This window comes from Flavobacteriales bacterium (assembly GCA_016715895.1).
Taxonomy (GTDB): Bacteria; Bacteroidota; Bacteroidia; order Flavobacteriales_F; family PHOS-HE28; genus PHOS-HE28.
Window position 1 is genome coordinate 1,195,764 of record JADJXH010000004.1, and the last position, 20,545, is coordinate 1,216,308.

Below are 20,545 nucleotides of genomic sequence, written 5' to 3' on the forward strand. Positions count from 1 at the left end.
ACGAAAGGTCGGCCCGAACGCTGCCTCCGGCGCCGCGCTCAGGGTCGGAGCACCCGGAGCATGTGCGGTGCGGCGTTCGGCGCCTGCACGTGCAGGACGTATACGCCCGCCGGCCGGTCGCTGAGGTCCACCACACCGCCTGCGTGGTGGTGCGCCTGAAGCTCGCGCCCTTGGGCATCGTGGACCGAAAGCGCCTTCGTCCCGGGCGGATCGAGCTGGTAGAGGCCATCGGTGCCCAGCGTGCGAAGGCTCGGGGCCGAAGCCGCTTCGGGGTCGGAGATGGCCGTGGGCACCTGGCCCACGCAAAGGGTCATGTCCCGCGTGACCTGGCCCACGAGCTGTCCGTTCCGCCATTCCGAGCACCGGATGCTCACGTTGTACCGGCCGATCAGCTGTGGATGATCCCACAACAGGGTGCCGGTGAGGGGGTCGACCCAGAACAACGGAGTGCCGGGCGAGACCTGGTCCGCCATGACGTAGCCGGGGATCCCCGTGCATCCGTTCCCCAGGGGCTCCACGAGCTCGAAGGACAAGCTGTCGCCGTCGGCGTCCAGGGCTTCAAGGGCGTGCACCAAGGTGCTGAAGCTGAAGCTCACTTCGTTCTGCAGGGCGGTGAAGCGAACCGAGTTGTTGCCGCCCATCGGTTCGATGACCAGCAGGGTCTGCAGGCAGAAGGGCACATCGGACGAACTCGGGATGTTCAGGATCCCGCCAGTGCGGTTGGGGTCGGTCACGGACAGGAGATAGTTCCCCGGGCCCGAGTAGGTATGCGACCCGGAGTAGACATGGAGTTGCATGTCGCACGCCGAACTCTGCAGCGCGTTGATGCTGATCCGCGGCAGGGTGTCCACGACGCCGTCGCCCATGTCCACAGGCATTTCGGGTCTGTCCGCCGGTGAGCTTGGGTTGATGTACAGATGCAAGGTCACCGTGTATGTGGTGCTGGTCTGCGCCTCCACGTAGAGTTCGCCGCCATAGAGGTGCGTAGCGTGGCTTGCGATCGGGCCGCCGATCAGGGCGAGGAGGAGAAGTGAGCGCATGGATCAGGGGGTAGAGGTGAGCGCAGTGCTGATGGGCTCCACCACACGCGCCGTGGCACCGGCCTGGTCGCGCACAAGGCGTGCGGCGGCCTCCCCGGCGGTGCGGCGGGCTTCGGGATCCGTCAGCAGGCGGTGGAGAACGGCGCGCAGTTCAGCGCTATTGCGCACGGCGAAGCCGCCACCGGCCGCGATCAGGCCATGGGCCTCGGCGAACTTGCCGTGGTGCGGACCGAAGATCACCGGCAGGCCCCAGGCGGCGGGCTCCAGCAGGCTGTGGATGCCCTCCCCGAACCCGCCGCCCACGTAGGCCACATCGCCGTGCCGGTAGAGGCGCGCCAGCAGGCCCATGCGGTCCACCAGCAGGGTGCCGGCCTCTGCGCGGCCCAGCATCGCGGCCACGTTGCCCGTCGGCGTGCGCTCCAGCTCGCTCCAGCGCACCAGGGGCTTGGGGAACCGCGCTTCAGTGGCTTGCAGTCCAGGCACGGAGAGCTCGTGCGGAACGACCAGGCACTTCAGGGGTCGCGGCAGGTCAGCCAACGCCCGCTGCAGCTGCGACTCATCCGCGGGCCAGGTGCTGCCGCACACCAGCACCGGACCTCCGCCGCGGAAGGCGATCGCCGTGGGCAGCTCCTCGTTCGCCTCCACGATGGCGCGCACCCGGTCGAAGCGTGTGTCGCCGCTCACCGTCACGTTCCGGATGCCGATGCCGTTCAGGAGCGCACGCGAGGCCTCATCCTGCACGAAGAGGTGGGTGAAGCCGCGCAGCATGCTTCTCCACGCCGCGCCGTACCAGCGGAAGAAGGGTTGGTCCGGGCGGAAGATGGCGCTCACTAGGAAGGTGGGCACGTGCGCCGCGTGCAGTGCGTCAAGCATGCCCGGCCAGAACTCGTACTTCACCCACAGCGCGGCGGCGGGCCGCACGAGCGCCACCAGCCTTGCGCCGTTGGCGGCGCTGTCCACCGGCAGGTACTCCACGTGGGTGGCCAGGGGCAGGTCCTTGCGGGCCTCGTAGCCGCTGGGGCTGAAGAAGGTGACGAGGATGGGCCGTCCGGGGTGTGCGGCGTGCAGGGCTTCCAGCACGGGTCGGCCCTGCTCGAACTCGCCCACGCTGGCGCAGTGCATCCAGATGCAGCCCTGCAGCTGCGGCGCCTTCGCGGCGAGGCGGTCCCACAGGCCGCGCCGGCCGGTCACCCAGGCGCGGGCCTTGGGATGGAAGGGCGCGGCCAGGTGCACCAGGGCCGTGTAGCACGCCGGTACCAGATGCGCCAGCGACGCCATCAGTAGATGTAGAAGCTGTCCGCCTTGCGCCGGTAGATGGGCACGGTCCAGCCGGCGCGCAGGCCGGTGAGCACGTCGGTGCGGCGGTCGGTCTCGCGGGTGCCCGTGTCGAAGTTCATGGCGCGCAGCGGGGTGGTGAGGCCCACGATCATCTCGAAGGCGATGTGGAAGTTGATGAAGCGGCGGTTGCCCAGGTGCTGGTAGCCGAAGGCGAAGCCGAAGGCCGGGCCGGCGGCCAGGCGGTCATAGCCCTCCAGGTAGTCGCCTTCCAGTTGGGGCACCGTGTTGTTCTGGGTCTCGATGCGGATCTTGTGGCGCATGTAGCCGCCCATCAGTTTCAGCAGGAGGCCGCTGTTGGGATTGGGCCCCACGATGGGCATGATCTTGCCCACCACGGCCATGGCCGTGTAGCCGCGCTGGTAGGTGAAGACGGTGGCGGGCTGGCCGTTCTGGTCGAGCACCTGCCCGGCGGCGTTGCGCACACCGCTCAGCAGGCCGGGCTCCACCACCTTGTTGCCGAAGAGGAAGCCGCCGTCCACGCCCAGGAAGTAGTTGCTGCGCAGCTTCACCACCGCGCTGAGGCCCAGGTTGCTGTTGTGGCCGAAGCGGGTGGACAGCGATCCGCCGGGCACCTGATAGCTGTAGCTCACGGTCACCGGCACCAGCACGATCGAGGAGTCGCGCACGCTGCGTTGCGCGGCCACGGGTGCCACGGCGAGCGCGAGGAGGAAGGGGAGGAGGACGCTGCGGAACGCGGTCATGGACGCGCGAAGGTAGGGTCTTGCGCGGGGTGGCGATGTGCGGCAAGGGCCCGCCGATCGCGGCCCGGCGGCGTGGGCCGATGGCTATCTTCGCCGCCGCGCCTCAGGCGCATCCCCGCATCCATGAAGCCCATCCAGATGGTCGACCTCGTCGGCCAGTACGCCCGCATCAAGCCCGAGGTGGACGCCGCGTTCGAGCGCGTGATCGGGAGCGCCGCCTTCATCAACGGTCCGGAGGTGAAGGCGTTCGAACAGGAACTGGCCGCCTACCTGGGCGCCAGACACGTGATCGGCTGCGCCAACGGCACCGACGCGCTGCAGATCGCCATGATGGCCCTGGACCTGAAGCCGGGTGATGAGGTGATCACCCCCTCGTTCACCTTCGTGGCCACCGTGGAGGTGGTGGCCCTGCTGGGCATCGTGCCGGTGTTCGCCGATGTGCTGCCGGACAGCTTCAACATGGACCCCGAGGACGTGCGCCGCAAGATCACCCCGCGCACCAAGGCCATCGTGCCGGTGCACCTGTTCGGGCAGACGGCGGACATGGACGCCATCATGGCGATCGCGGCGGAGCACGACCTGTTCGTGATCGAGGACAACTGCCAGGCGGTCGGCAGCGACCACCGCTCGGCCGGGGGCGCCGTGCGCAAGAGCGGCACCATCGGCCACATCGGCACCACCAGCTTCTTCCCCAGCAAGAACCTGGGCTGCTATGGCGATGGCGGCGCGCTGTTCACCAATGACGACGCGCTGGCCAAGAAGCTGCGGCGGGTGTGCAACCACGGCAGCGAGGTGCGCTACTACCATGAGGTGGTGGGGGTGAACAGCCGGTTGGACAGCCTGCAGGCCGCCGTGCTGCGCATCAAGCTGCGGCATCTGGACGCCTATGCCGGGGCGCGACAGGCGGCGGCGGCGCACTACGACGCGGCCTTCGCCGGGGTGCCCGGGCTCACGATCCCGGCCCGCAGCGCGTTCAGCACGCACGTGTTCCACCAGTACACGCTCCGGGTGGCCGACGGCCGTCGCGATGCCCTGCGCAAACACCTGGAGGACCGGGGGATACCGGCGATGATCTACTATCCTGTACCCTGTCACCTGCAGAATGCGTACAAGAGCCCCCGCTTCGCGGAAGGGTCGCTGCCGGTGACGGAGCGCCTCGTCCACGAAGTGCTGAGCCTGCCCATGAGCACCGAACTGGACAGCGAACAACTGGAGCACATCACCGGGGCCGTGAAGGCCTTCTTCAACTGAGACGACCGGGCGTCGAGCGCCCCAATCAACCGCCGAATGAACATCGCAGTCGTAGGAACAGGATACGTGGGGCTGGTGACCGGCACCTGCTTCGCCGAGACCGGCAACCACGTGGTGTGCGTGGACATCAACGAGGAGAAGGTGCGCCAGCTGAAGGCCGGCCAGGTGCCCATCTATGAGCCGCACCTCGACGTGCTCTTTGAGCGCAACATCCGGCAGGGCCGCCTACACTTCACCACCGACCTGAAGGAGGCCGTGGCCCAGGCGCAGGTGATCTTCCTGGCCCTGCCCACCCCGCCCGGCGAGGACGGCAGCGCCGACCTGAAGTACGTGCTGGGCGTGGCCGACGACCTGGGCCGCATCATCACGGACTACAAGGTGATCGTGGACAAGAGCACCGTGCCCGTGGGCACCGCCGAGAAGGTGCACGCCGCTCTGGCGAAGAACGCCAAGGAGGAGCTGTTCGATGTGGTGAGCAACCCCGAGTTCCTGCGCGAGGGCTTCGCGGTGGACGACTTCCTGAAGCCGGACCGCGTGGTGGTGGGCACCAGCAGCGAGCGCGCCCGCAAGGTGATGGAGGACCTCTACAAGCCCTTCGTGCGCCAGGGCAACCCCATCATCTTCATGGACGAGCGCAGCGCCGAACTGACCAAGTACGCGGCCAACGCCTTCCTGGCCACCAAGATCACGTTCATGAACGAGATCGCGAACTTCTGCGAGAAGGTGGGCGCCGATGTGGACAAGGTGCGCATCGGCATCGGCACGGACACGCGCATCGGCAAGCGCTTCCTCTTCCCCGGCATCGGCTACGGCGGCAGCTGCTTCCCCAAGGATGTGCAGGCCCTGGCCCACAGCGGCGATGAGGCCGGCTACACCTTCGAGATCATCCGCAGCGTGATGGCCGTGAACGAACGCCAGAAGACGAGTCTGGTGGACAAGGTGAAGGCGCACTACGGCGGCTCGCTCAAGGGGCGGCGCTTCGCCTTGTGGGGCCTGGCCTTCAAGCCGGACACGGACGACATCCGCGAAGCGCCGGCGCTCTACATCATCGAGGGCCTGCTCAAGGAGGGCGCCCAGGTGGCCGCCTTCGATCCGGAGGCCATGCCGAACGTACAGCGCCTGCTGGGCGAGCGCGTCACCTTCGCCGCCGACGAGTACGAGGCCCTGCAGGGCGCCGATGCCCTGCTCATCGCCACCGAGTGGGCCGAGTTCCGCACGCCCGACCTCAAGCGCGTGGGCGAGCTGCTCAAGGAGAAGCTCATCTTCGACGGCCGCAACCTCTACGACCTCGACCACATGCAGGACAACGGCTTCACGTACGTGAGCGTGGGCCGGCAGACCGTCGGGGCGAAGAAGCCGGTGAACGCCTAGGACCCACCATGGCACGCGAACGCGTACTCATCACCGGAGCCGCAGGCTTCCTGGGCTCACACCTCTGCGACCGCTTCATCAAGGAGGGCTTCCATGTCATCGGCATGGACAACCTCATCACCGGCCGGCTCAAGAACATCGAGCACCTCTTCAAGCTGGAGCAGTTCGAGTTCTATCACCACGACGTCTCGAAGTTCGTGCACGTGCCCGGCGAGCTGAAGTACATCCTGCACTTCGCCTCGCCCGCCTCGCCGATCGATTACCTGAAGATCCCCATCCAGACGCTGAAGGTGGGCAGCCTGGGCACTCACAACCTGCTCGGTCTGGCCAAGGCCAAGGGCGCGCGCATCCTGGTGGCCAGCACCAGCGAGGTCTACGGCGACCCGCAGGTGCACCCGCAGACCGAGGACTACTGGGGCCATGTGAACCCCATCGGTCCGCGCGGCGTGTACGATGAGGCCAAGCGCTTCCAAGAGGCCATCACCATGGCCTACCACACCTACCACGGGCTGGAGACGCGCATCGTGCGCATCTTCAATACCTACGGCCCGCGCATGCGCCTCAACGACGGCCGCGTGCTGCCCGCCTTCATCGGCCAGGCCCTGCGTGGCGAGGACCTCACCGTGTTCGGCGATGGTTCACAGACGCGCAGCTTCTGCTACGTGGACGACCTCGTCGAAGGGATCTACCGCCTGCTCCTCAGCGACTACGCCGGTCCGGTGAACGTGGGCAACCCCGGCGAGATCACCATCGCGCAGTTCGCCGAGGAGATCATCAAGCTCACGGGCACCACACAGAAAGTGGTGTACAAACCGCTGCCCAAGGACGACCCCATGCAGCGCCAGCCGGACATCACCCTGGCCCGCAAGCTGCTGGGCTGGGAGCCCAAGGTGAGCCGTGCCGAAGGGCTGAAGATCACCTACGACTACTTCAAGAGCCTCACCCCGGAGGAGCTCAACGAGAAGGAGCACTTCAGCTTCGAGGGTTACGCGCGGAAGTAGTCAAGCTCCAATGCACGAGTCCCAAGCTTCAAGACGCAACATGTTGCGTTGTAGCTTGTGACTTGAACCTTGAGCCTTGGACCTTTCTCTGACCTCTCTCCGCATCGCCGGTGTTCCCGAACCCTACAACCTGCCCTGGCACCTGGCCATGGAGCAGGGGCGGTTCGCACAGGCGGGCATCGATCTGCAGTGGCACACCGTGCCTGAAGGCACCGGCCGCATGTGCCGGATGCTCCGCGACGATGAGCTCGACATGGCCGTGCTGGTCACCGAAGGTGCTGTGCGCGACATCCTGAACGGAGGCCCGCATCGCATCGTGAGCACCTTCGTGGAGAGCCCGTTGCCGTGGGGCGTGCATGTGCCAGCATGGTCCGACCTGCGCGAGCCGGCCCAGCTGAAAGGCGTCCTCTTTGCCATCAGCCGGCCGGGCAGCGGAAGCCACATCATGGCCATGCTCTACGCCGAGCGCCTCGGCTGGCGCCCGGGCCCGGATGACCTGGTGGTGGTGCACAACATGGAGGGCGCGGCCCGGCGCATGGCCGAGGGAAGTCCCGTGATCTTCCTGTGGGAGACCTACGTCACCTCACGCTACGTGGAGACCGGCGTAATGCGCCGCGTGGACGAGGTGCGCGGCGACTGGCCGGGCTTCGTGATCGTGGCGCGTGAGGAGTTCGCCCGCACGCGACCGGACGTCATGCGGGAGGCCCTGGCCGTGCTGGACCGAGCGGTCAGTGGTCTGGACCTGAGCGCGCACACCGTGGAGCTGGTGACGCAGAACGCGGGCTTCCGCGAAGAGCTGGCGCGGGAATGGCTGGGGCATGTGCGGTGGCGGGTGGGGAGGCCCGTTGGCGATGCCTTTCAAGACTTGATCCGTACGCTTAAGCACCTTGGTCTGGTGCACGGGACCGCAGACATTGCGCTCACCCACGAGTTCGCGTGAAGGCCGGCGGCTAACCGACTGAGCATCAGTGGGGCGCCGGTCGTTCGGAAGCGGTACCTTCGCAGCCCTTCCGGCATGCGTCCATGGGCACATGGGCACATGACCACAGGCGCACATGGACTTCTCCGCCCACCCCACCGCCGTCATCGACGAAGGAGCGATCATCGGTGCCGGCACACGCATCTGGCACTTCAGCCACATCATGCCCGGCTGCGAGATCGGGGAGGGCTGCAACATCGGCCAGAACGTGGTGGTGAGCCCCGGCGTGAAGCTGGGCCGCAACGTGAAGGTGCAGAACAACGTGAGCATCTACACCGGGGTGGAATGCGGCGACGACGTGTTCCTGGGCCCCAGCATGGTGTTCACCAACGTGATCAACCCGCGCAGCGCCGTGGCCCGCCGCGACCAATACCTGCGCACGCGGGTGGGGCGGGGGGCCAGCATCGGCGCCAACGCCACCATCGTCTGCGGGCACGACATCGGCGAGTTCGCCTTCATCGGCGCCGGTGCGGTGGTGACGAAGGAAGTGCCCCCGTACGCGCTGGTGGTGGGCAACCCCGCCCGGCGCACCGGCTGGATGAGCGAGCACGGCCACAAGCTGAGCTTCAACGAGGCCGGTGAGGCCATCTGCCCGGAGAGCGGCCAGCGCTATCAACTGAAGGAAGGACGCGTATCGCGCATCGCCTGAACCCATGAGCAGCGGTCCCCACGACAAGGTGCGCTTCGCCGTGATCGGCTGCGGCCACATCGGCAAGCGGCATGCGGAGATGATCCAGCGCGACCCCGAGGGGGAGCTGGTGGCCCTGTGCGATGTGCGTGCGAAGGGCGAGCTCGGCCTCGATGGCCACGACGTACCCTTCTTCTCCGATCCCGAGGCGATGCTGCGCGATGTGCCCGGCATCGATGTGGTGAACGTGTGCAGCCCCAACGGCCTGCATGCGCGCCACAGCCTGCTGGCGCTGGAGCACCGCAAGCACGTGGTGTGCGAGAAGCCCATGGGCCTCAGCAAGGCCGACTGCGAGGCCGTGATCTACAAGGCGCTCCAGATGCACCGCCACGTCTTCGGCGTGATGCAGAACCGCTACAGCCCGCCCAGCCAGTGGATCAAGGGCGTGGTGGACCGCGGGCTGCTGGGCGAGATCTATCTGGTGCAGGTCAACTGTTACTGGAACCGCGACGCGCGCTATTACAAGCCGGGCGGCTGGAAGGGCACCGCGCAGTTCGACGGAGGCACGCTGTTCACCCAGTTCAGCCACTTCATCGACATCCTGTACTGGCTCTTCGGCGACATCACCGACATCCAGGGCCGCTTTGCCGACTTCAACCATGCCGGGCTCACCGAGTTCGAGGACAGCGGGCTGGTGAACTTCCGGTTCCTGAACGGCGGCATGGGATGCCTGAACTACAGCACCAGCGTGTGGGACCGGAACCTGGAGAGCAGCATGACCATCATCGGCTCCAGGGGCAGTGTGAAGATCGGTGGCCAGTACATGGACCAGGTGGAGGTCTGCCACATCCAGGACTACACCATGCCGGAGCTCGCGCCCACCAACCCCGCCAACGACTACGGGGCCTACAAGGGCAGCGCGCAGAACCACCACTACATCATCCGCAACGTGGTGGAGACCATCAAGGGAAGCAACACCATGACCACCAACGCCCTCGAGGGCCTCAAGGTGGTCGAGATCATCGAACGCATCTACGAGAAGAGGGATGAGCAGCAGTCTGTATGACCGCCTTGTGCGGAAGGAGGCCAGGCTGGCCGTGATCGGCCTGGGCTATGTGGGGCTTCCCATCGCGCTGGCCTTCGCGCGGAAGCTGAAGGTCGTGGGCTTCGACATCAACCAGAAGCGCGTGGACATGATGCGCCGCAGCGAGGACCCGAGCAACGAGCTCGCCCCGTCCGAGTTCGAGGGCTGCGACATCCACTTCACCGCCGACATCAACGACCTGAAGGACGTGGAGTTCTTCATCGTGGCGGTGCCCACGCCCATCGACGACCAGAACATCCCCGACCTGCGGCCGCTGCTGGGCGCCACGCGCACGGTGGGGCAGGTGCTCAAGAAGGGCGACCATGTGGTGTACGAGAGCACGGTCTACCCCGGCTGCACCGAGGAGGATTGCGTACCCCTGCTCGAGAGCCTCAGCGGGCTCAAGTTCGTCACCGACTTCAAGGTGGGCTACAGCCCCGAGCGCATCAACCCCGGCGACAAGGAGCACACCCTGGAGCGCATCGTGAAGGTGACCAGCGGCTGCGACGCGGAGAGCGCCGAGACCGTGGCGAAGGTGTACGAACTGGTGGTGAAGGCCGGCGTGCACCGGGCCGCGAGCATCAAGGTGGCCGAGGCGGCCAAGATCATCGAGAACACGCAGCGCGATGTGAACATCGCCCTGATCAACGAGCTTTCGATCATCTTCAACCGGGTGGGCATCAACACCTACGATGTGCTGGAGGCCGCGGGCACCAAATGGAACTTCCTCAAGTTCCAGCCGGGCCTGGTGGGCGGCCACTGCATCGGGGTTGACCCCTACTACCTGGTGTACAAGGCCAAGGAGCTGGGCTACCATGCGCAGATCATCGATGCCGGTCGTTTCGTGAACGACAGCATGGGCGGCTATGTGGCCAAGCAGACGGTGAAGAAGATCATCGCCGCGGGGAAGAACCCCGCCGAGGCCCGGGTGCTGGTGATGGGCGCCACCTTCAAGGAGAACGTCACCGACATCCGCAACAGCAAGGTGGCCGACGTGGTGAAGGAGCTGCAGAGCTTCAGCTGCCATGTGGACGTCACCGACCCGCACGCCGACGGCGACGAGGTGAAGCACGAGTACGGCTACACGCTCGCCGCGGAGATGAAGGGACCCTACGACGCCATCGTGGTGGCCGTGAACCATAGCGAGTATGCGAACAAGGACGAGGCCTGGTTCAAGAGCATGATGACCCCCAAGGGCGTGCTGGTGGACCTCAAGGGCATTTTCCGCAAGGAGATTAAGAGCTTGAACTATTGGAGCCTGTGAGCATGAACCACAGATGGACACAGATTAGGACGGATAGGCTCCAACCCTCCCTGTCGATAGGTCATCCGTGTCCATCCGCGTTCATCCGTGGTTGAAATGGTGCAGACCCGCAACACCTTGTCCGCCGGAGCCACGGAGTGGCAAAGGCGGGTCCTGATCACCGGCGGTGCCGGCTTCATCGGCAGCCATGTGGTGCGCCGGTTCGTCACCCGGTACCCGCAGTACCGCATCATCAACCTGGATGCGCTCACCTACGCGGGCAACCTGGAGAACCTGCGCGACATCGAGCAGGCGCCGAACTACACCTTCGTGAAGGCCGACATCTGCGACGCGGAGGCCGTGGCGAAGGTGTTCGAGGACTTCACCATCGACCGGGTGATCCACCTCGCGGCCGAAAGCCATGTGGACCGCAGCATCACCGATCCGCTCGCCTTCGTGCGCACCAACGTGTTCGGTACGGTGACCTTGCTGAACGCCGCCAAGGAGGCATGGAAAGGCCGCTTCGAAGGCAAGCGCTTCTACCACGTGAGCACCGACGAGGTGTACGGATCGCTTCACGACGGCGGCTTCTTCACGGAGCAGACGCCCTATGATCCGCAGAGTCCCTATAGCGCCAGCAAGGCCAGCAGCGACCACTTCGTGCGCGCCTACGGCAACACGTACAGGCTGCCCTTCGTGGTGAGCAACTGCAGCAACAACTACGGCAGCCACCACTTCCCGGAGAAGTTGATCCCGCTCATGATCAACAACATCCGCAACAACAAACCGCTGCCGGTCTACGGCAAGGGCGAGAATGTGCGCGACTGGCTCTGGGTGGAGGACCACGCCAGCGCCATTGACGCGGTGTTCCACAAGGGCGTGGACGGCGAGACCTACAACATCGGCGGGCATAACGAGTGGAAGAACATCGACCTGGTGCACCTGCTCTGCCGCATCATGGACCGGAAGCTCGGGCGTGCCGAAGGGGAAAGTGCGAAGCTGATCACCTACGTCACCGACCGCGCCGGGCACGACCTGCGCTACGCGATCGATGCCGCCAAGATCGAGCGCGAGCTGGGGTGGCGGCCGAGCATCACCTTCGAGGAGGGCCTGGAGCGCACCGTGGACTGGTACCTGGCCAACACCGAATGGCTGGACCATGTGACGAGCGGCGCCTACCAGCAGTACTACAAGGAGCACTACGCCGCGCGATGAGGGACACCGACGCCCTGGCACCATAGCACCTCGCACCTTCGCACCGCTCCACCCTCGCACGTTCGCACTGCAGTACCCCCATGGGCCTCTTCTCCTCCCTGTTCGGCCCGAAGGCACCCCGGTCGGGACCCGTGGACCTGTCGGCGCTGAAGTGCGACGTGCACAGCCATTTCATCCCGGGCATCGACGATGGGGCACCCACATTGGAGGCGGCCATGGAACTGCTGCGCGCCATGCGCGACCTGGGCTTCACCAAGGTGATCACCACCCCGCACGTGATGAGCGATGGCTACCGGAACACCCCGGAGATCATCCTGGGCGGGCTGGACGCGCTGCGGCGCGAGGTGGCCGCGCAGGGCCTCGAGATCGATGTGGAGGCCGCCGCCGAGTACTACCTGGACCACGAGCTGGAGCAGAAGGTGATGGATCGACAGGTGCTCACCTTTGGGAAGGACCTGCTGCTGTTCGAGCTGCCCTTCATGAGCGAGCCGTCGATCCTGCTGCAGCTGGTCTTCGCCATGCAGACGCAGGGCTACCGGCCGGTGCTGGCCCACCCCGAGCGCTACGGCTTCTGGAACCAGGACCTCTCGCGCTGCGAGCAGCTCAAGGAGCGCGGCGTGATCTTCCAGCTCAACACCATCGCGTTGATGGGCGGCTATGGCCCCTCTGTGCGCAAGCAGGCCGAGAAGTTCATCGACCGGGGCTGGTACGAGCTCATCGGCAGCGACTGCCACCGCATGGACCATGTGCACGCCCTGCGCGACACCCTCACCGAGCCCTACCTGCACAAGCTGGTGGACAGCGGAAAGTTGATGAACGCGGGGTTGTGACGCCTACCCCGCCGCCGTCTCCACCTCCTTGCTCACCTTCTTGAACAGGCCTTGCAGCACGTTGCCGGGGCCCACTTCCACCACCTTGGTGGCGCCATCGGCCAGCATGGCCTGCATGGTCTGGGTCCAGCGCACGGGCGCGGTGAGCTGGGCGATGAGGTTGGCCTTGATGCGGGCGGGGTCGGTGTGGGGCCGGGCGTCCACGTTCTGGTACACCGGGCAGCGCGGGTTCACGATGGGCGTGTAGGCGATGGCGGTCTCCAGTTCCACGCGGGCGGGCTCCATCAGCGGGCTGTGGAAGGCGCCGCCCACGGGCAGCACCAGCGCGCGTTTGGCACCGGCCGCCTTCAGGGCCTCGCAGGCGGCGTTGACCGCCTCGATGGTGCCGCTGATCACCAGCTGGCCCGGGCAGTTGTAGTTGGCGGCCACCACCACGCCCTTGCCGGCCCGGGCCGTGATGTCCGAGCAGATCTCCTCCACCCGGGCATCGTCCATGCCCAGGATGGCGGCCATGGTGCTGGGCTGCAGCTCGCAGGCCTTCTGCATGGCGTTGGCGCGTGCGGCCACCAGCTTCATGCCGTCGGCGAACTCCATGGCCCCGGCGGCCACCAGGGCGCTGAACTCGCCCAGGCTGTGACCCGCCGCCATGGCCGGCCGGAACGCGTCGCCCATCACCTTGGCCTTCACCACGCTGTGCAGGAAGATGGCGGGTTGCGTCACGCTCGTCCGCTTCAGGTCGGCCTCCGTGCCGCTGAACATCACATCGGTGAGCTTGAAGCCCAGGATGTCGTTGGCGTGCTCGAACCAGATGCGCGCGTTGCTGTCGGCATCGTACAGGTCCTTGCCCATGCCGGGGAACTGGCTGCCCTGGCCGGGGAATACGGTGGCGGTCATGCGGATGCGGTTGTGCGGGGTGGGGCTCAGTCCCTGCGGCCGCCGAACAGGCGCAGCAGCATCAGGAACAGGTTGATGAAGTCGAGGTAGAGGCTGAGGGCGCCCATCAGGGCCATCTTCTGCGCGGCCTCGGTGCCGGTGGCCACCACCTCGCCCATGCGCTTGAGCTTCTGCACATCGTAGGCCGTGAGGCCCGTGAACACCACCACGCCGATGATGCTCACCACGTGGTCCAGGGTACTGCTCTCCAACCAGAAGTTCACCAGCGAGGCGATCACGATGCCGATGAGGCCGATCATGAGGATGCTGCCCAGCTTGGTGAGGTCGGTGCGCGTGGTGTAGCCGGCCACGGCCATCACGCCGAACACCACGGCGGACAGGAAGAACACGTTGACGATGGCCGACATGGCGTAGATGATGAAGATGTAGCTGAGGCTGATGCCCATGATGGTGCTGAAGGCCAGGAAGGTGAGCAGCAGGGCCATGCCGCTCATGCGCTGCACCAGGCCGCCCATCAGCAGCACCAGGCCCAGCGGGGCCAGCAGCACCACCCAGCCCAGGAAGGTCTGGCGGCCCGTGGCGGGATCGAAGAGCAGCTGGAACAGGGCCGGGTCGGTGCCGAACCACCACGCCATCACGCCGCTGATCACCAGGGCAAGGGCCATGTAGCTGAACACGTTGGCCAGGAAGGTGCGCACACTGGCGGCGTCCGACGTGCCGATGAGGGGCGGGGTGAAGCTGTGCTGTTCCATGGTCAGTGGAGGTTGGCGCTGGTGAGCTTGATGAACTCCTCGCGGGAGCGGTGATCGGTGAGAAAGATACCGGTGAACGCCGATGTGGTGGTCACCGAGTTCTGCTTCTGGATGCCACGCATCTGCATGCACAGGTGGGCGCACTCCAGCACCACGGCCACCCCGAGGGGACGCAGGGTCTCGTGCACGCAATCGCGGATCTGGTCGGTGAGGCGTTCCTGCACCTGCAGCCGGCGGGCGAAGGCGTCCACCACACGCGGGATCTTGCTGAGGCCGGTGATTCGCCCGTCGGGGATGTAGGCCACGTGGGCCTTGCCGAAGAAGGGCAGCATGTGGTGCTCGCACATGCTGTACACCTCGATGTCCTTCACCAGCACCATCTGGCTGTATGGCTCGGTGAACATCGCGCTGCGCAGGATGGCCGCGGGATCCAGGTCGTAGCCGTGGGTGAGGTATTGCAGTGCCTTCGCCACGCGCTCGGGGGTCTTCTTCAGCCCCTCGCGGTCCGGGTCCTCGCCGATGGCCTTCAGGATGTCGCCATAGTGGCCGCTGATGCGGCGGATGCCCTTCGCGTCGTAGAGGTCGATGCGCTCGTAGCCTTCGCCCTGGGGCTCGTGCTCCCCGTCGGGGGCGGCGTTGCGCTTGCGGGGGGGCTTGGGTGCGGGCTTACGCGCCATGGTATTCCACGTGATTGTTCTCGGTCTCCTGCAGCTTCACGCAATGCAAGCTGGCGCCGGCCTCACGGATGGGCGCCTCCAGCTGCTCCCAGATGGCGATCGCCAGGTTCTCCGTGCTGCTGTACCGCCCCTGCATGAAGGGCACGTCCACGTCCAGGTTGCGATGGTCCACGTACTGGATCACGCGGTCCTTGATGATGCGGCCCAGCAGGCTGAGGTCGATCACGAAACTGGTCTCCGGATCGGGCTCGCCCTTCACGGTCACCCACAGGTCGTAGTTGTGGCCGTGGCCGTTGGGGTTGGCGCATTTGCCGAAGACGGCCAGGTTCTTCTCCAGGGTCCAGTCGGGCCGGGCCAGGCGGTGGCTGGCGCTGAAGCGTTCGCGGCGGGTGATGTGCACGAGGGGCATGCGCGAGGAATGCCGGAGGGCACCGGAATGTTCAGTGCCCGGCGAAGGTAACGAGTGGCGGCCAGGGCGGGCGTGCGTTACTTTGCCGCCATGATCGTGGTGACGGGGGCGGCAGGCTTCATCGGCAGCGCGTTGGTGGGCGACCTGCTCCGGGAAGGCTGGCAGGACATCGTGGCGGTGGACGACTTCAGCCGCGCGGACAAGGCCCCCAACCTGGCCGGGAAGGCGCTCACCGCCAAGGTGGACCGCGACCACTTCTTCACCTGGCTGGAGGAGAACCACCGCTTCGTGCAGTTCATCTTCCACCTGGGCGCCCGCACCGACACCACGGAGTTCGACCGCAGCATCTTCGACCGGCTGAACCTGCACTACAGCCAGCGCATGTGGAAGGCCTGCGTGAAGCACGGCATCCCCCTGGTGTACGCCAGCTCGGCGGCCACCTACGGCGACGGGGCCCTGGGCTACGACGACGTGGATGACACCCTGCCGGCCCGGCTGCACCCGTTGAACCCGTACGGGGAGAGCAAGAACGACTTCGACAAGTGGGCGCTGGAGCAGGCCACAGGTGCCGACGCAGGCGGCAAGCGCAAGCCCTACTTCTGGGCCGGGCTGAAGTTCTTCAACGTCTACGGCCCCAACGAATACCACAAGGGCCGCATGGCCAGCGTGGTCTTCCACGCCTTCAACCAGATCAAGGCATCGGGCGGCATGAAGCTCTTCCGCAGCCACCGGCCCGATTTCAAGGACGGCGAGCAGCTGCGCGATTTCGTGTACGTGAAGGATGTGTGCGCGGTGTGCCGCTTTCTGATGGAGGACCGGCGGCACAGCGGGCTGTACAACCTGGGCAGCGGCACCGCCCGCACCTTCCTGGACCTGGCGCGGGCCACCTTCCGGGCCATGGGTCGTGAGGAGCACATCACCTTCATCGACACGCCCGCCGACATCCGCGACCGCTACCAGTACTTCACCGAAGCGCGGATGGGCAAGCTGGTGCGGGCCGGCTTCGCCCAGCCCTTCACCACGCTGGAGAACGGCATCGCGGACTACGTGGGCAACTACCTGGTACCCGGGAAGTACAGCTGAAGCGGCCCTCAGGCCGGAACCGGCTCGTTGACGTGCTCGCGCAGCTCCAGGAGGGCACGACGCACGACGAGCAGCCGCTCGCGCACCTCGGCGAAACGGTCGGGCGCCTCCTCGGCGGCGCGCAGCTTCTCCTTGGCCCCGTTGAGGGTGAAGCCCTGCTCCTTCACCAGGTGGTGGATGCGCCGCAGCTGGTCGATGTCCTTGTGGGTGTAGAGCCGGTCGCCCTTGCCGTTGCGGCGGGGCCGCAGCGTGCCGAACTCCTTCTCCCAATACCGGATCAGGGAGGTGTTCACCCCCAGTTCCACGGCCACCTCACCGATGGTCCAATACAGCTTCCCGATCGTTCGCTCCTTGTACGGCATGGTCATCAATCCAGCGATTGCCCCGCGTTGCGCGAGATCTCCAGCACGCGGGCGTATTCCTCCGGCGTCAGGTCGTTGAAGAAGTAGTTGGCGGGGTCCACCGGGGCGCCGCCCTTGTGCACTTCGTAGTGCAGGTGGGGACCGGCGCTGAGGCCGGTGTTGCCCACCAGGCCGATGGGGTCGCCGCGTTTCACCTGCTGGCCGGGCCGCACCTTCAGGGTGCTCAGGTGCCCGTAAAGCGTTTTGTAGTCGAAGCCGTGGTCGATGATCACGTGGATGCCATAGCCGTTGGTGGCGTAGTCGGCGAACTCCACCCGTCCATCGCCGGTGGCGTAGATCTCCGTGCCCACCGGTGCGGTGAAGTCCATGCCGGCGTGGAACTTGGCGATCTTGTGGATGGGGTGCAGCCGTTCCCCGAAGCCGCTGCTGATCATGGTGAGGTCGCGGTTGCTGATGGGCTGCACGGCGGGGATGCTGGCGAGCAGCTCCTTCTTGCGGAGGGCCAGGGAGGCCACCTCGTCCAGGCTCTCGCTCTGCACGATCAGCTGGCGGGTGAGGGCGTCCAGTCGCTTTCGGGTGCCCACCACCACCTCGCTGCCCGCGAAGCCCGCCAGGTCGCGGTAGCGGTTCACGCCGCCGCTGCCCGCCCGCCGCATGCTCTCCGGAAGGGGGTCGGCCTCGAAGATCACCCGGTAGATGTTGTCGTCCCGCCGCCGCACATCGCGCAGCACCTCCTCCACCTCGCTCAGCTGGCGGTTCAGCAGCTCGTACTGCGTCAGCAGCTGCTGGTTCTCCCGCTTCAACAGCGCCTCCTTGGGGCTGTCCACGAACTGGTACACCAGAAAGATGCCCAGGAAACCCACCAGCAGACCGGGGGTGAGCGCAAGGAACACCCGGCGCACCTTCTGCCAGGCCGTCAGCCGGATGCGCTCGAAGTTGAGCGTCTGCGGGTTGAACCGGTACTTGTGCTCGGGCATTGGGGGGCGTGAAAATACACAGGATGGCGTGGACACGGGTCCGACCTGTCCGGCCCAAGTGCGACCTTTGCGGCCGCTTTCGCCCCGCCATGCTCACCAGCCAGCAGATCCGCCAGAAGTTCCTCGACCATTTCGCCCAGCGCGGTCACCAGATCGTGCCCAGCGCGCCCATGGTGGTGAAGGATGACCCGACGTTGATGTTCACCAACGCGGGCATGAACCAGTTCAAGGACCTCTTCCTGGGGAACCGCGAAGCGAAGCACAAACGCATCGCCGACACGCAGAAGTGCCTGCGCGTCTCCGGCAAGCACAACGACCTGGAGGAGGTGGGGATCGACACCTACCACCACACGATGTTCGAGATGCTCGGCAACTGGAGCTTCGGCGACTACTTCAAGAAGGAAGCGATCCAGTGGGTGTGGGAGCTGCTGGTGGACGAGTACAAGATCCACACGGCCGACATCTACGTGACCTACTTCGGCGGCGACGAGAAAGATGGGCTGCCCGCCGATGAGGAGACCCGTGAGCTCTGGAAGCAATACCTGCCGGAGGGACGCATCCTGCCCTTCAGCCGGAAGGACAACTTCTGGGAGATGGGCGACACCGGTCCGTGCGGGCCGTGCACCGAGATCCACGTGGACGTGCGCACCGCGGAGGAAAAGGCCCGGAAGCCCGGCCGCGAGCTGGTGAACAACGACCACCCGCAGGTGATCGAGATCTGGAACAACGTGTTCATGCAGTTCGAGCGCAAGGCCGACGGCTCGCTCGTGGAGCTGCCCGCCCAGCACGTGGACACCGGCATGGGCTTCGAGCGCCTGTGCATGGTGCTGCAAGGCAAGCGCAGCAACTACGACACCGATGTGTTCCAACCGCTGATCCAGTCCATCGCGAAGCGGTGCGGCAGGGAGTACGGCAAGGAGGAGAAGGCCGACATCGCCATGCGCGTGATCGCCGACCACCTCCGCGCCATCAGCTTCGCCATCGCGGACGGCCAGCTGCCCAGCAACACCGGCGCGGGCTATGTGATCCGCCGCATCCTGCGCCGTGCCGTGCGTTACGGCTACAGCTTCCTCGGCTTCAACGAGCCCTTCATGCACGAGCTGGTGAAGGCACTGGCCGAGCAGATGGGCGACCAGTTCCCCGAGCTGCGTAAACAGCAGCACCTGATCGAGAGCGTGATGCACGAGGAGGAGAAGGCCTTCCTGCGCACCTTGGAACAAGGCACCAAGCGACTCGAGCAAGCCCTCGCCGAGTCGAAGGGAACGCTGGCCGGCGACCGCGCCTTCGAACTCTTCGACACCTACGGCTTCCCCATCGACCTCACGCAGCTCATGGCGCGCGAGCAGGGGATGAGCGTGGACATGAAGGGCTTCGAGGCCGAGCTGCAGAAGCAGAAGGAACGTTCACGCGCCGCAACGGCCGTCACCACCGGTGATTGGGTGGAACTGGGCAAGGGCGAGACGGCCTTCGTCGGCTACGATGAGCTGAGCACTGAGGCCCGCATCCTCCGCTACCGCAAGGTGAGCGGCAAGGGTGGCGACCAGTTCCAGCTCGTGCTCGACCGCACCCCGTTCTATTCGGAAGGCGGTGGACAGGTGGGCGACCAGGGCTGGCTGATCCAGGGCGCCGACCAGGTCGAAGTGATCGACACCAAGCGCGAGAACCAGCTGATCGTGCACTTCACCAAGGAGCTGCCCAAGGACGTGAGCAAGCCGCTCACCGCGCAGGTGAACACGCAGCGCCGCGGCCTCACCGCGCGCAACCACACGGCCACGCACCTCCTGCACCACGCCCTGCGCAAGCACCTGGGCACGCACGTGGAGCAGAAGGGCTCGCTGGTGGCACCCGACCGCCTGCGCTTCGACATCAGCCACTTCGCCAAGGTGACGCCCGAGGAGCTGGCCACCATCGAGCGTGAGGTGAACGCGATGATCACCGACGACATCGTGTTCGAGGACAAGCGCAACGTACCGATCGCCGAGGCGAAGGCCATGGGCGCCATGGCGCTCTTCGGCGAGAAGTACGGCGACAACGTGCGCGTGGTGAAGTTCGGCCCCAGCATCGAGCTCTGCGGTGGTACGCACGTGCCGCGCACCGGCGTCATCGGTCCCTTCCGCATCGTGAGCGAGAGCGCGCTGGCCGCCGGCATCCGCCGCATCGAGGCCATCACCAGCGTGGAGGCCGAGCGCATGATCAACGAGAAGCTCGCGAAGCTGGAGGCCATCGAGGAACTGCTGAAGCGCCCCGCCGATGTGGTGGCCGCCGTGCAGAAGCTCGCCGAGCAGAACGCCAGCCTCACCAAGGAGCTGGAGAAGGCCGCACGCGAGAAGGTGAAGCGCTATGCCGCCACCATCCCCGCCAAGGCCACGGCCAACAGCAAGGGGGTGAAGGTGCTGGTGGAGCAGCTCGACCTCGATGCCCAGGGCCTGAAGGAACTCGGCTTCACCTTGCGCGAACAGCATGCTGACCTGGCCTTCGTGGCCGGCTCGGTGATCGATGGCAAGCCCCTGCTCGCGGTATCGCTGGGCAAGCAGGTGCTCGAAGCCACGGGCCTGAAGGCCGTCGACATCATCAAGCAGATCGGTCCGCTGATCAAGGGCGGTGGCGGTGGCCAACCCGACTTCGCCACGGCCGGCGGCAAGGAGCCCGGCGGCATGGCCGAGGCGCTGAAGAAGGCGGCGGAGCTGTTGGGGTGAGCGCAGGAAGCGCC

At 66.1% G+C, this 20,545-nt stretch carries 20 protein-coding genes; 11 read left to right on the forward strand and 9 right to left on the reverse strand.

Annotated features, from left to right (window positions below):
- Window positions 1-38: 38 nt before the first annotated feature.
- From IPM49_13780 to IPM49_13790, 3 genes are read right to left on the reverse strand one after another with little or no spacing between them, the layout of a single operon-like run.
- Window positions 39-1,040 (reverse strand): hypothetical protein, encoded by a 1,002-nt coding sequence (locus IPM49_13780; GenBank protein MBK9275592.1) that lies wholly within the window; start codon window positions 1,038-1,040, stop codon window positions 39-41.
- A gap of 3 nt (window positions 1,041-1,043) precedes the next feature.
- Window positions 1,044-2,318, reverse strand: a complete 1,275-nt coding sequence (locus IPM49_13785; protein MBK9275593.1) for a 3-deoxy-D-manno-octulosonic acid transferase — start codon at window positions 2,316-2,318, stop codon at window positions 1,044-1,046.
- Complete coding sequence (locus tag IPM49_13790; protein MBK9275594.1) at window positions 2,318-3,079, reverse strand: hypothetical protein; 762 nt, start codon at window positions 3,077-3,079, stop codon at window positions 2,318-2,320. Before IPM49_13790 ends, IPM49_13785 begins: the two co-directional genes overlap by 1 nt.
- A gap of 123 nt (window positions 3,080-3,202) precedes the next feature.
- Here IPM49_13790 and IPM49_13795 point away from each other — a divergent pair, with 123 nt between their 5' ends.
- The 9 genes from IPM49_13795 (at window position 3,203) to IPM49_13835 (ending at window position 12,681) form a co-directional block, all read left to right on the forward strand.
- Window positions 3,203-4,330: a DegT/DnrJ/EryC1/StrS family aminotransferase gene (locus tag IPM49_13795; GenBank protein MBK9275595.1), complete on the forward strand. Its 1,128-nt coding sequence runs from the start codon at window positions 3,203-3,205 to the stop codon at window positions 4,328-4,330.
- A gap of 36 nt (window positions 4,331-4,366) precedes the next feature.
- The gene (locus IPM49_13800) at window positions 4,367-5,701 is read left to right on the forward strand and encodes a UDP-glucose/GDP-mannose dehydrogenase family protein (protein ID MBK9275596.1); all 1,335 of its coding nucleotides are present in this window, start codon (window positions 4,367-4,369) and stop codon (window positions 5,699-5,701) included.
- A gap of 8 nt (window positions 5,702-5,709) precedes the next feature.
- On the forward strand, window positions 5,710-6,702 hold the full coding sequence (locus IPM49_13805) for an SDR family oxidoreductase (GenBank protein ID MBK9275597.1): 993 nt from the start codon (window positions 5,710-5,712) through the stop codon (window positions 6,700-6,702).
- Between the two features lie 76 nt (window positions 6,703-6,778).
- Window positions 6,779-7,642 carry an ABC transporter substrate-binding protein gene (locus IPM49_13810; GenBank protein ID MBK9275598.1) on the forward strand — a complete coding sequence of 288 codons (864 nt, stop codon included), beginning with the start codon at window positions 6,779-6,781 and terminating at the stop codon, window positions 7,640-7,642.
- A gap of 115 nt (window positions 7,643-7,757) precedes the next feature.
- A complete protein-coding gene (locus tag IPM49_13815) occupies window positions 7,758-8,330 on the forward strand; it encodes an N-acetyltransferase (protein MBK9275599.1) in 573 nt (190 codons plus the stop codon).
- A 4-nt stretch (window positions 8,331-8,334) separates the two neighbouring features.
- Complete coding sequence (locus tag IPM49_13820) at window positions 8,335-9,375, forward strand: Gfo/Idh/MocA family oxidoreductase (protein ID MBK9275600.1); 1,041 nt, start codon at window positions 8,335-8,337, stop codon at window positions 9,373-9,375.
- Window positions 9,368-10,657 (forward strand): nucleotide sugar dehydrogenase, encoded by a 1,290-nt coding sequence (locus IPM49_13825; GenBank protein ID MBK9275601.1) that lies wholly within the window; start codon window positions 9,368-9,370, stop codon window positions 10,655-10,657. The genes IPM49_13820 and IPM49_13825 overlap by 8 nt, the downstream gene beginning before the upstream one ends.
- Before the next feature lie 96 nt (window positions 10,658-10,753).
- A complete protein-coding gene (rfbB, locus tag IPM49_13830; protein MBK9275602.1) occupies window positions 10,754-11,851 on the forward strand; it encodes a dTDP-glucose 4,6-dehydratase in 1,098 nt (365 codons plus the stop codon).
- Between the two features lie 80 nt (window positions 11,852-11,931).
- Window positions 11,932-12,681, forward strand: coding sequence for a capsular biosynthesis protein (locus IPM49_13835; protein MBK9275603.1), 750 nt, complete (start codon window positions 11,932-11,934; stop codon window positions 12,679-12,681).
- A gap of 3 nt (window positions 12,682-12,684) precedes the next feature.
- Here IPM49_13835 and fabD read toward each other — a convergent pair whose 3' ends face one another.
- From fabD to IPM49_13855, 4 genes are read right to left on the reverse strand one after another with little or no spacing between them, the layout of a single operon-like run.
- Window positions 12,685-13,575 (reverse strand): ACP S-malonyltransferase, encoded by an 891-nt coding sequence (gene fabD, locus IPM49_13840; GenBank protein ID MBK9275604.1) that lies wholly within the window; start codon window positions 13,573-13,575, stop codon window positions 12,685-12,687.
- Between the two features lie 26 nt (window positions 13,576-13,601).
- Window positions 13,602-14,327: a Bax inhibitor-1/YccA family protein gene (locus IPM49_13845; protein MBK9275605.1), complete on the reverse strand. Its 726-nt coding sequence runs from the start codon at window positions 14,325-14,327 to the stop codon at window positions 13,602-13,604.
- Window positions 14,328-14,329: 2 nt separating this feature from the next.
- Window positions 14,330-15,004, reverse strand: coding sequence for a GTP cyclohydrolase I FolE (folE, locus tag IPM49_13850; protein MBK9275606.1), 675 nt, complete (start codon window positions 15,002-15,004; stop codon window positions 14,330-14,332).
- Window positions 14,994-15,413, reverse strand: coding sequence for a 6-carboxytetrahydropterin synthase (locus tag IPM49_13855; protein MBK9275607.1), 420 nt, complete (start codon window positions 15,411-15,413; stop codon window positions 14,994-14,996). The genes folE and IPM49_13855 overlap by 11 nt, the downstream gene beginning before the upstream one ends.
- Window positions 15,414-15,503: 90 nt before the next feature.
- Between IPM49_13855 and rfaD the strand changes: the two genes are divergently transcribed.
- Window positions 15,504-16,496: an ADP-glyceromanno-heptose 6-epimerase gene (rfaD, locus tag IPM49_13860; GenBank protein MBK9275608.1), complete on the forward strand. Its 993-nt coding sequence runs from the start codon at window positions 15,504-15,506 to the stop codon at window positions 16,494-16,496.
- Between the two features lie 8 nt (window positions 16,497-16,504).
- Here rfaD and IPM49_13865 read toward each other — a convergent pair whose 3' ends face one another.
- Both IPM49_13865 and IPM49_13870 read right to left on the reverse strand, forming a co-directional pair.
- A complete protein-coding gene (locus tag IPM49_13865) occupies window positions 16,505-16,858 on the reverse strand; it encodes a MerR family transcriptional regulator (protein ID MBK9275609.1) in 354 nt (117 codons plus the stop codon).
- 5 nt (window positions 16,859-16,863) lie between these two features.
- Window positions 16,864-17,835: a M23 family metallopeptidase gene (locus IPM49_13870; GenBank protein ID MBK9275610.1), complete on the reverse strand. Its 972-nt coding sequence runs from the start codon at window positions 17,833-17,835 to the stop codon at window positions 16,864-16,866.
- A gap of 89 nt (window positions 17,836-17,924) precedes the next feature.
- Here IPM49_13870 and alaS point away from each other — a divergent pair, with 89 nt between their 5' ends.
- A complete protein-coding gene (gene alaS, locus IPM49_13875; protein ID MBK9275611.1) occupies window positions 17,925-20,531 on the forward strand; it encodes an alanine--tRNA ligase in 2,607 nt (868 codons plus the stop codon).
- The last annotated feature ends 14 nt before the right edge of the window (window positions 20,532-20,545 follow it).